Consider the following 14,284-nt stretch of genomic DNA (forward strand, 5'->3'; position numbering starts at 1 on the left):
CAACAAAAGATGAAAATGCCCGGTCTGCCGGGCTTGTCCGGCGGTCGGGTTTCCCTGACCGCCGGAAATTTTAGGTATCCAAAGCCATGTTGCGCTTCTTTCTCGGACGCCTTGCGATCCTGATTCCGACCTTCCTCGGTGTGTCGCTGATCGCCTTCTCCTTCATCCGCCTCCTGCCCGGTGATCCGGTCATGCTTATGTCCGGCGAGCGGGTGATGTCGGAAGAGCGGCACGCCCAAATCATGCACGATCTCGGTCTCGACCGTCCCATGTACGTGCAATACTTCGATTATCTCGGCAATGTGCTGACCGGCGACCTCGGTACGTCGATCGTCAGCAAGCGGCCGGTCTTCGATGATTTCCTCTCGTTGTTTCCCGCGACGCTCGAACTGTCGATCTGCGCCATCATCGTCGCCATGTGCCTCGGCATTCCCGCGGGCGTGATCGCGGCGGTCAAGCGAGGGACGTGGTTCGACCAGTCGATCATGGGCATCGCGCTGGTCGGCTATTCCATGCCGATCTTCTGGTGGGGCCTGCTCCTGATGATCTTCTTCTCCGGCTACCTGCAATGGACGCCGGTGTCGGGGCGCATCTCGCTGATGTATTTCTTCCCGCCGGTGACGGGTTTTATGCTGATCGACAGCCTGCTGTCGGGCCAGTCCGGCGCCTTCAAGTCGGCGGTCAGTTACCTGATCCTGCCGACGGTGGTGCTGGCCACCATTCCGCTTGCCGTCATTGCGCGCCAGACGCGCTCGGCGATGCTGGAAGTGCTGGGCGAAGATTACGTCCGCACCGCCCGCTCCAAAGGCCTGTCGCCCTGGCGCGTCGTCGGCGTCCATGCCTTGCGCAACGCCCTGATCCCGGTGATCACCACCATCGGCCTGCAGGTCGGCGTGCTGCTTGCCGGCGCGATCCTGACGGAGACGATCTTCTCCTGGCCGGGTATCGGCAAGTGGATGGTCGATGCGGTGTTCAAGCGTGACTATGCGGTGGTGCAGGGCGGCCTTCTGATGATCGCCGGCGTCATCATGCTCGTCAATCTTGCCGTCGATGTCACCTATGGTTTCATCAACCCGCGCATTCGCCACTAGGAGGGTCTCATGAGTTCGGCCACCGTTAAAACCGGCCATCCCTCCGCCCTGGCGGAGTTCTGGTACTATTTCTCGCGCAACAAGGGCGCCGTCCTCGGCTTTGCCGTTTTCGTCATCGTCCTGCTGCTTGCCGTTTTTGCTCCGATCGTTGCCCCGCACGCGCCCAGCGAGCAGGTCCGCGACAAGCTTCTGCTGCCGCCGTCCTGGATGGTGGGTGGCGACGGCTCCTATCTGCTCGGCACCGATGCCGTCGGCCGCGATATTCTGTCGCGTCTGATTTATGGCGCGCGGTTCTCGCTGTTCATCGGCCTCGTCGTCGTGACGCTGTCGGTCATCTCGGGCGTGCTGATCGGCCTCGTCGCCGGCTATTTCCGCGGCCGCGTCGATATCGCCATCATGCGCGTCATGGATATCATCCTGGCTTTCCCGTCGCTCTTGCTGGCGCTCGTCCTCGTCGCCGTGCTCGGGCCGGGACTGTTGAATGCGATGATCGCCATCGCGCTGGTCAACCAGCCGCATTTCGTCCGCCTGACCCGCGCCTCCGTGATGGCCGAGCGCGAGAAGGATTACGTGATCGCCTCGCGCGTCGCCGGCGCCGGCACGTTGCGCATCATGTTCCTGACCATCCTGCCGAACTGCCTCGGGCCGCTGATCGTCCAGGCGACGCTCGCCTTCTCGGCGGCGATCCTCGATGCCGCCGCTCTCGGCTTCCTCGGCATGGGCGCCCAGCCGCCGACACCGGAGTGGGGAACCATGCTCGCTGAAGCCCGTGAATTCATCCAGCGCGCCTGGTGGGTCGTGACCTTCCCCGGTCTCGCCATCCTGGTCACCGTGCTTGCCATCAACCTGATGGGCGATGGACTGCGTGATGCGCTCGATCCCAAGCTGAAGAGGTCGTGATGTCCCTTTTCGAAATTGAAAATCTCGTCGTCGAGTTCCAGACCGCCTCCGGCCCGTTCCGGGCGGTGGATGGTGTCTCGCTCAAGGTCAAGGCCGGCGAAGTTCTCGCCATCGTCGGCGAATCCGGCTCCGGCAAGTCGGTATCGATGCTGGCGGCCATGGGGCTGTTGCCCTGGACGGCCAAGGTCACCGCCGACAAGCTGACGTTCGATGGCCGCAACCTTCTCGGCATGTCGCCCGCCGAGCGCCGCAAGATCGTCGGCAAGGACATGGCGATGATCTTCCAGGAGCCGATCGCCAGCCTCAACCCCTGCTTCACGGTCGGTTTCCAGATCGAAGAAGTCCTAAAGGTGCATGAAAAGCTCGGCAAGGCGGCGCGGCGCGCCCGCGCCATCGAGCTTTTCGCCGCCGTCGGCATTCCCAACCCGGAAGACCGCCTCGGCCACTTCCCGCACCAGATGTCGGGCGGCCAGTGCCAGCGCGTCATGATCGCCATCGCGCTTGCCTGCAATCCGAAACTGCTGATCGCCGACGAACCGACGACGGCGCTCGACGTGACGATCCAGAAGCAGATCCTCGACTTGCTGATGCGGTTGCAGGCCGAACGCGGCATGGGCCTGATCATCATCACCCACAATATGGGTGTCGTCGCCGAAACCGCCGACCGCGTCATCGTCCAGTACAAGGGCCGCAAGATCGAGGAGGCCGACGTGCTCTCCCTGTTCGAAGCACCGAAGAGCGCCTATACGCGCGCGCTGCTTTCCGCCCTGCCGGACAATGCCACCGGCGATCGCCTGCCGACGATTGCCGAACTCCTGTCCGACGAACAGATCTTCGAAGGAGCCGTCCGATGACCCCTGTGCTCGAAACACGAAATCTCGTCCGCGATTATCACATCGCCGGCGGCATCTTCCGCAAGGGCCGGACGATCCATGCGGTCAAGGGCATCAGCCTGGCGGTAGAGCAAGGCAAGACGCTGGCCATCGTTGGTGAAAGCGGTTGCGGCAAGTCGACGCTCGCCCGCATGATCACCATGATCGACGCGCCGACCGCCGGCGAAATGCTGATCGACGGCCAGAAGGTCGACATCGCCAAGGAAGGCCTGACGCCGGAGATGCGCCGCAAGGTGCAGATCGTGTTCCAGAACCCCTACGGCACGCTCAACCCGCGCAAGAAGATCGGTGACATCCTGATGGAACCGCTGGTCATCAACACCTCGATCAAATACGACGAGCGGCGTGACCGGGCCATGGCGATGCTGAAGAAGGTCGGCCTCGACGAGAAACATTTCGGCCGTTACCCGCATATGTTCTCCGGCGGCCAGCGCCAGCGTGTCGCCATCGCCCGCGCCCTGATGCTCAGCCCGCGGCTGCTGGTTCTCGACGAACCGGTCTCGGCGCTCGATCTTTCGGTGCAGGCACAGGTGCTCAACCTGCTGGCCGACCTGCAGGACGAGTTCCAGCTGACCTACGTCTTCATCAGCCACGATCTCTCCGTCGTGCGTTACATCGCCGACGACGTGATGGTGATGTATTATGGCGAGGCGGTGGAATACGGTTCGCGCGAAGAGGTGTTCAGCGATCCGAAACACGCCTACACCAAGTCGCTGTTCTCGGCGACGCCGCGTGCCGATGTCGAGAGCATCAAGGCCCGTCTGGCGCGCAAGAACGCCGCCTGAACCCGATTTAAAGCATGTCGCGCAAAAGTGCGCAGCGGTTTTGCGCGACATGCGGCAACAAAGAACGAAAGCGTGAGAGCGAATCTGAAAGATCGTGACACGCTTTTGAATTTCGCGGATGCCGTCTTGCGGCGTCCGCGGAGTTGACCGGCTTTCGCATTGCAGTAAAACCGTCACAGGCACCTGCTAGGTGCTTCGTGTCCTGCCAGCGTGTGAAGGTTCTTCCTGCTAATGTCCAAAACAGATTTGCGCGAAGCCGCGATCACATTGCTGATCGGCGCGGTGGGCGCGGTCCTTGCGGCTTTCCTTTCTTTTCCTGCCCCCTATCTGCTCGGCCCGGCGCTGCTTTTGACCATCGCCAGCTTCGCCGGCCTCAAGCTTTCCGTGCCGGACTGGATGCGCAACATCTGCTTCGTCATCGTCGGCATCACCATGGGCACCAGTATGACGCCGGAGGTGATCGACGCGGCGAAAACCTGGCCGGCGAGCTTCCTGCTCCTCATCCCGGCGGTCATGCTGATCTTCTATGCCGGTTACTTCGTGCTGCTGAAGACATTCGGTTACGACCGGCAGACGGCGATGTTGGCGGCATCGCCCGGCCATCTCAGCTTCATCATCAGCCTCGGCGTCGATTCGCGTTGCGACGTCGTCACCGTCAGCATCATCCAGAGTGTGCGGGTGCTGGCGCTGACGCTGACGGTGCCGTTCATCGTCGATTTCCTCGGCCTGGTCAGCAGCGAACCGCCGGTCGTACTCGGCGACATGGCATTGCCGGTGCTGGCAGCCGCGATCGTTGCCTCCGCCGCCATCGGTTTCGTCTTCCTCAAGCTGAAATTTCCGGCTGCCTTGCTGCTTGGTGGTGTTGTCGTGTCGATTTCCACCCATGTCACCGGTTTTGTGCATGGCGGCGTGCCGGCATGGATCACCACGCCGGTCTATGTCGTGCTCGGCTGCATGATCGGCTCGCGTTTCTCAGGCATTTCGATCATGGCGCTGCGGACGGCGTTTTTCGCTGGCGTGGTGGTGACATTGCTCGTCACCGTCGCCGCCGGGGCGATTTCACTGTTCGTGTCCTGGCTCACGGGTGTGCCGCTGAATGCGGTGTTGATCGCCTTCGCTCCCGGCGGACTGGAAACCATGGCGGCAATGGCGGTCATGATGCATGTCGATGCCGCTTATGTCGGTAGCCATCATGTCTTGCGCCTGTTGTTCCTCTCGGCCTTCATGCCGCTCGTCACCCGCCGCAACCGGATGAAGGAATAAGCTTACGGTCCACCACTTGGAATGCCGGTTTTGCGGCGTTAGGGTTTCAGCGGGAAGGGCCTTCACGGTAAGGATGGAATGACAGTGACGATTGACCACGGCAACAGGGCCATCTGCGTCATGGGTGTCAGCGGCAGTGGCAAGACGTCTGTCGGCGAAAGGTTGGCTGAGGTCTACGGCGTGCGTTTCATCGAAGGCGACAGCCTGCATTCCTCCGCCAATGTCGAAAAAATGGCTCGTGGCACCCCACTCGATGACGAAGACCGCTGGCCCTGGCTCGATGCGATCGGCGCCGAGATCCATCGGACGCTTGCTGCAGGCAGCGGGCTGGTGGTTTCGTGCTCGGCGCTCAAGCGGATCTATCGCGAGCGTTTGAGAACGGCAGCGGGCGGAAAGCTGATTTTCGTCTATCTCGATGGATCGAAAGAACTGCTGTCGAAACGCATGGGCGCCCGAACCGGCCATTTTATGCCGGCCTCCCTGCTCGAAAGCCAGTTGCAGACGCTGGAAGTGCCGACCGGTGAACCGGGCGTTGTCACCGTCGGCATCGACGGTTCTGTGGAGGAGATCGTGGCGCGGGTGCTTGCTGGCCTTGAGCCGCTATTCCAGGCGGGTTGAGGAAAACAGCGGCTTTGGCTCGCCATCTGTCTTCTTGCCCGAGACAAAGGGTCGTGACGCCGATGCCGTGACGACGCTTTGGGCATTGCTCGATGTCGCCTCGTCCAGCTGCACGTTGTGGGAATGCAGGATGTCGACCAGTCTTGCAAATGCAGGCAAGGAAAGATCGTCCGAATCCTGGACGTTGTGGCTGCCGGTAACATGACCCAGCCGGGCTGCACTCGTCACGACGACGCAGAAACCTTTTGCGCGAAGCTCCTTCCTGGCCTTCAGGTCGCTGGTGTCGCCAGATACGAGGTTGCTCAGTTTGAGTTTTATCTTGCTGGCGTTGGAGTGTTCGAGGAAGTCATATTCATGGCAGAAATAGCCAAGGCTCTGGATACCGTCTTTGCACTGGAAGCTGTATCTCGCCATCTTCGCGAGCGCCTTCATCATGTTGCTTTTGCTCTTGGACAAAAGGACAACGGCGGTATCGTTCCAGATCTGCAGAAATCGATTGGTCTGCTCCTGCTTGTGCAGGGCAACCAGATCTCTGCAATCGACGCCTACAGGCGATTCGACCAGCAGGCTGAAGAGACCCCAGGAATTTGCCAGGCCGCTCGGATTTTCGGTTGTCGAGATCACCCCGAGATACATGCGCCCCTCCTGCTTCGCACTGTGACACATCGGAAAGATATGTCGTTACGCGCGAAAAGTTTCAGTATGAGGCCTATTACGCAAGCCTTGAGGGTATCTTTGGGTGCCAGAAGGTTAAGGTCGGTATCGTTACGGAACAGCCGGTGCGGACAGGCCCTGCTTGGCAAGGCGTGTCCGCACCCGTCGTCACATCAGGCAGCGCGCTTCAGCGCCTGCGCCATGCAGTGGATGCCGCCGCCGGTCTTGGAGATTTCGCTCATGTCGACGGCTGCGACTTCGAAACCGCGGGCGCGCAGCTTCTCGATCAGTGTTTTCGAGGCCGTCGGCGCGATCACCCGGTCGCCGCCGAGAGACATGAAGTTGCAGCCGAGCGCCATCGTATCCTGGAAAGGAACGTCGATGATTTCGTGGCCCTTGCCCTTCAGCCAGTCGACGATGCCCGGCTCGGTGCAGGCGAGGCAAACGGCCGTCAGCTTCGGCGCGATCGGCACGACCATCAGGTCGATGTGGACGTAATATTCGTCGATGAAGGCGAGCCGGGTTTCCCAGCCTTCCTTCTTGAACCATTCCTCCACCTGGCGGGCGCCTTCTTCCTGGGTGCGGGCGCCGCCGCAGCCGATCAGCACGCAGCCTTCCTCGATGACGTTGAAATCGCCGCCTTCGAAGGTGCCGGCGGTGACCATGTCGTAGATCGGGATGCCGAGCTTTTCATAGGTGCGGATCGCTGCATAGTTTTCGCCGCGCCGCCACCAGTTGGCCATGGCGGTGATGATGGCGCCGTAGGGCGTCATGACGCTCGAATCGCGCGAATAGACCTGCATCGGCAGTTCCGGCGTCGGCTCGTGCCAGTGGATCTTGACGCCGAAATGTTCGTAGGCCGAAACCAGCTCCTTGTGCTGTGCCTGCGCCACCTGGATGTTGCAGGGGTTTTCCCGCAGGTGCTTGCGCGACAGCGAGCTGGTCGCCAGGTGCCGGAGATAGGCGGGCGAACCGAGCAGGACGTCGGTCAGCGGGTCGGTTTCGTTGCTGAAGCCCCAGGCGGTCAGCGGCTTGGTGCCGCCCTGGAGATTGCGGCGCTGCAGGGAAAAGGGTTCGTTGAAGGGGCTTTGCGTCATGATCTTTGCTCCGTTGTCGTTGTTGTTGTCATGCGGTCTTGAAGTTCGGGATCCACCAGTCGCGGCCACGGGCGGTGGTGACATATTCCGGCCAGCGGAAATCGATCGGCGGCGGGTAGTCGCAGAGCGGCGGGGTCCATTTGGTGCCGCCCACGCCGCCGCCGGTGCGCTCCAGGAATTCGCGTTTCGTCGCCTCCCGCATTGTCTCGTCTTCCAGAAGACGCAACGCTGCATGGGCAATGACGCTTGCCGCCGTCACCACCGTCGGGTCGATGGTGGCCGGGATGCCGCCGAGCGCATTCATCACCCAGCCGGGATAAGCATAGCCCTTGGGTGCCTTCAGCGCCGGGCGGGCAATGTAGAAGCGTGCCGTCGGGGCGTGCCAGGTCATGTCGGTGTAATCGTCCGAGGTGGAGTTCTGCTGCGACGGCGGCAGGTCGCGCCGCAGGATCGCTTCCGCCTCCTGCGGCGAAATCAGCTTTTCCATCTCGTCGATGAAGGGGTCGGCCATCGGTTCGAGGCCGAGGTTTTTCTGGATGTCGCGGGCGACGTCCTTCGCCGCCTCGTCCCAGCGCGGCGCGCCGACATGCTGCAGCGATTGCCAGACGAGATCGGCCATGGCGTGGTTGGCCAGCCCGTGCCGCGACTTGCAGACCCAGTGGCGCTCATAACGGCAGCCGGTCATCGCGGCAGCGGCGGCGGCGTTGCGGTCGAGCACGGAGGTCACCTGCTCGGCCATCGCCAGCGTCGGCATGCGCATCATGTACTGGATTTCCGCAAGTCCTGCCGGCAGGTTGTCGGCGGTCGCCTGTCCGGCGGTCAGGATCGCCTCGCTGATCGACCAGCCGCCCTGATGCGTCAGCATCGAATCACGCAGGGCCTTGGAGGCCATGTACATGGTCATCAGCGCATCGTTGGCGCCCGGCGCGCGAACGGCGGAATGCGCCTGCGGAATCGGTGCGTCGTCGCTGCGGCCCCAGAGTTCCGGCTGGTCGCAGATGAAGCGGTAGATCATCGAATAGGCGGCACCGCAATGCGTATTCCAGCGCACCGTGTTGCACATCGGCAGCATGTAGAAGGGATGGAAGGAAAACATCGCATCGAGGCCGTCGTAATAGCCTTTCGCCGCGTGGATCGGCTTCGAGCCGCGCACCTTCTCCGCCGGTTCGCCGGTGAAACGCAACGTGCCCTTGATGCCGAAATGCTGCATGGCCGCCTTGGTGGCCAGCAATCCGCCGAGCGAACCCATGCCGAGCGCCGAATGCGGGTCCGTATGGCCGCCGGCCTCGTAGCCCAACGTATCGCGCGGCTGGCGGACCGTCGTGGCCGCCTGGCAGTTGCCCGGTACGGCGTCATATTCACCGTACATGCCGATGGTCGGCCCCGGTCCGTTCGACCAGTGGGCGCAAAAAGCCGTCGGCATGCCGCCCGAGCCTTCCTCGACGGAAAAACCTTCGCGGCGCAGCAGATCAACATAGAAGGCGCAGGATTCGTATTCGCGCCATGCCGTTTCGCCGAGTTCGAAGATTTTTGCCGTCCAGGCAGAAAGCTCCGGACGGATCGCCTGGATGTGGTTCAAGGCATGGATTTGCGCCGGTGAAGCGGTCATGAAAATCTTCTCCCATTTTGATTTTCAGTAAAACCCCGAACGCCGCGTCGAAAAAGTGAAATGTTTTTCCTGCTTCGACAAATTTCGTTCGCCATTGCCCAAAATCCGGACTAGCTTTTGCAAGAGGGAAGGAGGCGCGATGCAGAGAATCCCGTCGATGCAGGCCCTGAGGGCGCTGGAAAGTTTCGCCCGCCACGGCACGGTGTGGAAGGCGGCCGACGAGCTGCATCTCACCCGCAGCGCCGTCAGCCACCAGCTGCGATTGCTGGAGCGCGAACTCGGCTTCCAGATCTTGAACCGTATCGGCACGCGCATCGAGCTGACGCAGCAGGGCGTCGGTTATGCTGCAGACATTCGCCAGGCCTTGAGCGCTATTTCCGGTTCCGCTTCCCGTTATGCCGGCCGTGGCGTCAGTGGCGCCATTACTGTCAGCTCGACACCCGGCTTCGCCTCCAACTGGCTCTGCAACTATATTTCCGCCTTTCGCGAGGCCTATCCCGATATCCGCATTTCGGTGGTGACGCCGCGGCGGCTCGATGATGTCAGTAATCCGGACGTCGATATCTTCATCGCTTTCGGCACCGGCAACTGGCCGAACATGCAGGTGGAACGGTTGATGGACACCGAGTTTTCGCCGCTCTGCAGCCCGGCGCTGCTCAACAAGATCGGTGGTCTCGGGGAACCCGAAGACCTCAAGAAAGCCTGCCTGCTGCATCTGACCGATCACGAGGACTGGCAAAACTGGTTTGCGCTGACCGGGGTCGATAGCGATTATGCCGCGTCCGGCATCATCTTTTCCGACATGAACCTCGTTTTCGCCGCCGCCTTGTCGGGGCAGGGCATCGCAATGGGAGACCGCTTCACCTGTCGGCATGCGATGAAAAGCGGCCAGCTGGTGCGCCCCTTCGATGTCGGGATCTCGTCGCAGCGTTCCTATTATCTTGTGGCCTCCGAGGCGAAAGCGGATAGCCAGGCCGTGGTGGCCTTTTGCGACTGGTTGCGCTCGGAGATGCTTGAAATTGATGCAGATGCCTGAGCCTTGGCGGCAATCCGGTCAAGCTTTCGGCAGGAGAACGGCAAATAAAATTTGTCTTCCGCGGAAAAAGAATTCGTTTGTCGGATGGAAAAAAGGCTCATACCATTTCCAATAAAAGAAGGAATAAGAAATGGGGAAAAGACAGGGAGCTGCCGAACTCACTGCAGTGGGAATCGGCAAGACCTTCGGTGACTTCCACGCCTTGCGCGACATCTCGCTGACCATCGGTTCCGGCGAATTCCTGACGCTGCTCGGGCCGTCCGGCTCGGGCAAGAGCACGTTCCTGATGATCCTCGCCGGCTTCGAGGAGGCCACCAGCGGCACGCTGAAGAAGGACGGCATCGACATCACCCGCGTGCCGGCGGAAAAACGCGCCTTCGGCATGGTCTTTCAGGGGTATGCCCTGTTCCCGCACATGACGGTCGAGCAGAACATCGCCTTTCCGCTGCAGGTGCAGGGCCGGGCGCCCGGCGAGATCAAGATCCTCGTCGACGATATGATCGATCGCGTCGGCCTGCGCGGCCATGAGAAGAAGCGGCCTTCCGGCCTGTCCGGCGGCCAGCAGCAGCGTGTGGCGCTCGCTCGCGCCCTGGTGTTCGAGCCGGCCGTTCTGTTGCTCGACGAACCCTTTTCGGCGCTCGACAAGAACCTGCGCGTCTCGATGCAGGAGGAAGTGCGCCGCCTGCACCAGGAGCTCGGCACCACCTTCGTTTTCGTCACCCACGACCAGTCGGAAGCACTGGCGCTGTCCACCCGGATCGGCATCTTCAACCAGGGTCACCTGCAGCAGCTCGATACGCCGAAACAGGTCTACGAGCGCCCGGCCAACCGCTTCGTGGCGGAGTTTTTGGGTGACGTGAACATCCTGCCGCTCAGCGAGGCACAGGCGACCGGCAATGGCGGTGAGGCGATGTTCGAAGGCCGGCAGATCCGGCTGATCGCGCCGGGGGAAACGGTCACCAAACAATTCGCCATCCGGCCGGAGCATATGGTGCTGACGCAAAAGGCGCCTGACGAAGGCAACATGCTGCAGGCGGAGATCGAGGGGGTCACCTATCTCGGTTCGGAAACGCGCTTTGCCCTTAAGACGCTGGGCGGCACGCCGATCGTGCTGCAGATGCCGACGCGGGAGGTGAGCGCGGAGTTCGAGCCGGGCCGCACCGTCTGGGCCGGCTGGCCAGCCACCCAGGGTTTTTTCGTCGGAAACTGACCACCGGGTGCGTCCCGGTCGTGAAAGAATAAACAGAAGGACGGCGCGGCAAGCGACCGCCTTATAACCAGAGGAGAACTTGCATGACCCAATTCAACCTGACCCGCCGTCGCTTTACGCAGATGGCGGCGCTGATGCTGACCACCAGCCCGATCGCGCTCAATGCCTCGCGCGCCATGGCCGCCGAAGGCGAACTGGTGTTCGTCAACTGGGGGGGAGATGCCGGCACGGCCTACGACAAGGCCTATGGCGCACCGTTCAAGGAAGAGGCCGGCATCACCGTCAAGCAGGACGGTTCCGGCCCGACGGAAGGCGCGATTGCCGCGCAGGTCGAGAGCGGCAAGCCGAGCTGGGATATCGTCGATGCCGACCCGTTCTCCGCCCAGGCGCTCGGCAAGAAAGGCATGATCGAGCCGATCGACTACGCCATCGTCGACAAGACCAAGATGCGCGAAGGTTTCGGCTGGGAATATGCCGCTTCGACCTACTTCTTCTCCTACATCATTGCCTATGACGCCTCGAAGTTCGGCGACAAGGTGCCGACCGGCATGGCGGACTTCTTCGACGTCGAAAAATTCCCGGGCAAGCGCTCGCTCTACAAGTGGGGCGCCGGCATGTGGGAAGCGGCGCTGCTGGCCGATGGCGTCGAGCCCTCGAAGCTCTATCCGCTCGATCTCGAGCGCGCCCACAAGAAGATCGCCGCCTTTAAGGACAATATCGTCTCCTATTGGGGTGGCGGTTCCGAAAGCCAGTCGGTGCTGTTGAACGGCGAAGCCTCGATGGCGCTGATCTGGTCGACCCGCGCCAGCCTGATCGAGAAGGATTCCGGCGGTTCGATCAAGTTCGTCTGGGACCAGGGCCTGATCTCGCCCGGCGCCATGGCGGTGCTGAAGGGCAATCCCGGCGGCAAGGAAGCGGCGATGAAGTTCATCGCCAGCGCCCAGGACCCGAAGAAGCAGGTCATCATGTTCGAAATGCTCGGCCAGGGCCCGGCCAACCCGGCCGCCGACGCGCTCTTGTCTGCCGAACAGGCACGCCTCAACCCGGTCGACCCGGCCAACATGTCGAAGCAGGTCGCGCTCGACATGGCTTGGTACGAAACCAACTACGGCCCGGCGCTGGACGAGTACACTAAGATCATCTCGGCCTGATTGGAGAGGGGCGCTTCTGCCCCTCATCTGCCTGCCGGTTTCTTCCCCCCGTTCGCGGGGAGAAGAGATTGCGCCGAACCGTTTAGCCGCCTCTCGCCGTCCGGCGGATCTGTCACGTCTCGTGGCAGGCGGAGAGAGGCGATGCAAAAGGCCGCGGCACATGGCTGCATAGTTCCCTCTCCCTGCATGCAGGGAGAGGGTTAGGGGAAGGGGCCATACGCCGAGGCAAAGGCGATTGGCAAAAATTCTCTGCAAGGCAGGCGTGCGAAACCTGTTTGCCGGCAAGGGAATCGAGGAGGGATCGAGGATGAGCGAGAGGATGAAACCGGCCCTGCTGTTCGGCCCGCTGGTGCTGTTCCTGTGCCTTGCCTATTTCGTGCCCTTCCTCGGCGTCATGCAGTGGAGCGTCACCCTGCCGGAGCCCGGGGTCGGGCAATATGTCAAGGCCGTCTCCGACCCGTTGATCATCTCGGTGTTCATCCGGACCTTCCGCATCTGTCTGATCGTTACCATCCTCTCCATCGCTGCCGCCTATTGCATCGCTTATGTCTGGGTGCGCGGCACGCCGATGCAGCGGCTGGCCATGGAAATCTGCATTCTCATTCCCTTCTGGATCTCGATCCTGACCCGCTCCTTCGGCTGGGTGGCGCTGCTCACCAATCGCGGCCTGATCAACACCTGGCTGCAGCAGATCGGCATCATTTCCGAACCTCTGACGCTGGTGCGCAACGAATTCGGCGTCGTGCTCGGCATGACGCATTTCCTCATTCCTTTCGCCGTCTTCCCGATTGCGTCCGCCATGCGCAGCCTCGACGAGCGGGTGCTGATGGCTGCCCGCGGCATGGGTGCCACACGGCTGCGCACCTTCTGGGCGATCTTCGTGCCGATGACGCTGCCGGGCGTGCTTGGCGCCGGCATCATCGTCTTCGTCTTCGCGCTCGGCTTCTTCATCACGCCGGCCATCCTCGGCGGCGGCCGCAGCGTCATGATCGCCGAACTGATCTATCTCCGGCTGTTCCAAAGCCCCGACTGGGGCCTGGGCGCCGCCATGAGCGTCATCCTGATGCTGATCGTTGCCGGCCTGCTGGCGCTGATGATGCGTTATGCGCGTCCCAAATCCATGTTGCGGTGACCGGCCATGTCGAAACCCACGCCCATTGCCCTTCTGCTTGCGACGCTGATCGCGCTGTTCCTGCTGCTGCCGCTGATTGCGGTGGTGCCGGTGTCCTTCACCCCAACCCGCTTCCTCGCCATGCCGTCAGGCGAATGGTCACTGCGCCATTACCAGGCGCTGCTCGATAATCCTGCCTGGCTGCAGAGCGTCTGGCTTTCGATCCGCATCGGCATCCTCAGTTCGGTGATTTCGACGGTGCTGGCGCTGATGTTCAGCCTCGGCATCTGGATGTTCCGGCCGTGGTTCGCCAATATCCTGCTCGGCTTCGTGCTGTTGCCGATGGTGGCACCGCCGGTGGTTTCGGCGATCACCCTCTATTTCTTCCTGATCGGCCTGTCGAAGGTCAACGATCTCGTCGGCTACGACACCTGGATCGGCGTCGCCGTCGCCCATGCGGTGATGATCGCACCTTTCGCCGTGGTGCTGATCACCGTTGCCCTGTCACAGGTGGACCGTCGCATCGATCTTGCGGCACGCGGTTTCGGCGCCGGCATCCGCACCCGCATCTTCAAGGTCATCCTGCCGAACATCCGTTTCGGCATCCTCACGGCGCTGTTTTTGTCCTTCGTGCTGTCGTGGGAAGAAATCGGCGTGACGCTGTTCGTCACCTCGGTCAACGCCATCACCCTGCCGCGCATGATGTGGATGGGCCTGCGGGACAATATCGACCCGGCCATCGCAGCGATTTCGGTCGTGCTCATCGCCATTGTCATCACCGTCATCCTGGTGAAGACGGTCGTTACAGCACTGCTGTCGCGCAAGGTCTGAGATTTCGCTTGCGCCGGCCACGGCAGTCTTAATAT

Annotated in this window: 14 protein-coding genes; 11 read left to right on the forward strand and 3 right to left on the reverse strand. The window is 61.9% G+C overall.

Translation table 11 applies throughout. The features are described 5' to 3' along the window. Window positions 1-86: 86 nt before the first annotated feature. From ACSQ3I_RS03410 to ACSQ3I_RS03435, 6 genes are all read left to right on the forward strand, one after another. Window positions 87-1,091, forward strand: coding sequence for an ABC transporter permease subunit (locus ACSQ3I_RS03410; RefSeq protein ID WP_435996047.1), 1,005 nt, complete (start codon window positions 87-89; stop codon window positions 1,089-1,091). 9 nt (window positions 1,092-1,100) lie between these two features. Beyond that, on the forward strand, window positions 1,101-1,991 hold the full coding sequence (locus ACSQ3I_RS03415; RefSeq protein ID WP_435996049.1) for an ABC transporter permease subunit: 891 nt from the start codon (window positions 1,101-1,103) through the stop codon (window positions 1,989-1,991). After that, a complete protein-coding gene (locus ACSQ3I_RS03420) occupies window positions 1,991-2,845 on the forward strand; it encodes an ABC transporter ATP-binding protein (RefSeq protein WP_435996051.1) in 855 nt (284 codons plus the stop codon). Before ACSQ3I_RS03415 ends, ACSQ3I_RS03420 begins: the two co-directional genes overlap by 1 nt. Continuing rightward, the gene (locus ACSQ3I_RS03425; RefSeq protein ID WP_435996053.1) at window positions 2,842-3,669 is read left to right on the forward strand and encodes a dipeptide ABC transporter ATP-binding protein; all 828 of its coding nucleotides are present in this window, start codon (window positions 2,842-2,844) and stop codon (window positions 3,667-3,669) included. Before ACSQ3I_RS03420 ends, ACSQ3I_RS03425 begins: the two co-directional genes overlap by 4 nt. Window positions 3,670-3,900: 231 nt before the next feature. Then, window positions 3,901-4,932, forward strand: coding sequence for an AbrB family transcriptional regulator (locus ACSQ3I_RS03430; RefSeq protein WP_435996055.1), 1,032 nt, complete (start codon window positions 3,901-3,903; stop codon window positions 4,930-4,932). Window positions 4,933-5,010: 78 nt separating this feature from the next. Then, a complete protein-coding gene (locus ACSQ3I_RS03435; RefSeq protein WP_435996057.1) occupies window positions 5,011-5,550 on the forward strand; it encodes a gluconokinase in 540 nt (179 codons plus the stop codon). Here the strand turns inward: ACSQ3I_RS03435 and ACSQ3I_RS03440 are convergent. The 3 genes from ACSQ3I_RS03440 to ACSQ3I_RS03450 all read right to left on the reverse strand — a co-directional run bounded on the left by ACSQ3I_RS03440 (window position 5,533) and on the right by ACSQ3I_RS03450 (window position 8,910). Continuing rightward, on the reverse strand, window positions 5,533-6,186 hold the full coding sequence (locus tag ACSQ3I_RS03440; protein ID WP_435996059.1) for a hypothetical protein: 654 nt from the start codon (window positions 6,184-6,186) through the stop codon (window positions 5,533-5,535). The genes ACSQ3I_RS03435 and ACSQ3I_RS03440 overlap by 18 nt on opposite strands. A 191-nt stretch (window positions 6,187-6,377) precedes the next feature. Continuing rightward, the gene (locus ACSQ3I_RS03445; protein WP_435996061.1) at window positions 6,378-7,301 is read right to left on the reverse strand and encodes a dimethylarginine dimethylaminohydrolase family protein; all 924 of its coding nucleotides are present in this window, start codon (window positions 7,299-7,301) and stop codon (window positions 6,378-6,380) included. 28 nt (window positions 7,302-7,329) lie between these two features. Beyond that, window positions 7,330-8,910, reverse strand: a complete 1,581-nt coding sequence (locus tag ACSQ3I_RS03450; protein WP_435996063.1) for an amidohydrolase — start codon at window positions 8,908-8,910, stop codon at window positions 7,330-7,332. Window positions 8,911-9,049: 139 nt separating this feature from the next. Here ACSQ3I_RS03450 and ACSQ3I_RS03455 point away from each other — a divergent pair, with 139 nt between their 5' ends. From ACSQ3I_RS03455 to ACSQ3I_RS03475, 5 genes are all read left to right on the forward strand, one after another. Further along, a complete protein-coding gene (locus tag ACSQ3I_RS03455; RefSeq protein WP_435996065.1) occupies window positions 9,050-9,946 on the forward strand; it encodes a LysR substrate-binding domain-containing protein in 897 nt (298 codons plus the stop codon). A 130-nt stretch (window positions 9,947-10,076) separates the two neighbouring features. Then, window positions 10,077-11,156 carry an ABC transporter ATP-binding protein gene (locus ACSQ3I_RS03460; RefSeq protein WP_435996067.1) on the forward strand — a complete coding sequence of 360 codons (1,080 nt, stop codon included), beginning with the start codon at window positions 10,077-10,079 and terminating at the stop codon, window positions 11,154-11,156. An 83-nt stretch (window positions 11,157-11,239) separates the two neighbouring features. Continuing rightward, window positions 11,240-12,307, forward strand: coding sequence for an ABC transporter substrate-binding protein (locus ACSQ3I_RS03465; RefSeq protein WP_435996069.1), 1,068 nt, complete (start codon window positions 11,240-11,242; stop codon window positions 12,305-12,307). Window positions 12,308-12,614: 307 nt separating this feature from the next. Further along, window positions 12,615-13,439, forward strand: coding sequence for an ABC transporter permease (locus ACSQ3I_RS03470; RefSeq protein ID WP_435996070.1), 825 nt, complete (start codon window positions 12,615-12,617; stop codon window positions 13,437-13,439). Window positions 13,440-13,445: 6 nt separating this feature from the next. Then, complete coding sequence (locus ACSQ3I_RS03475; RefSeq protein WP_435996071.1) at window positions 13,446-14,249, forward strand: ABC transporter permease; 804 nt, start codon at window positions 13,446-13,448, stop codon at window positions 14,247-14,249. Window positions 14,250-14,284 lie beyond the last annotated feature (35 nt).

It is taken from the genome of Rhizobium sp. LjRoot30, from assembly GCF_964253915.1.
Lineage (GTDB): Bacteria > Pseudomonadota > Alphaproteobacteria > Rhizobiales > Rhizobiaceae > Metarhizobium.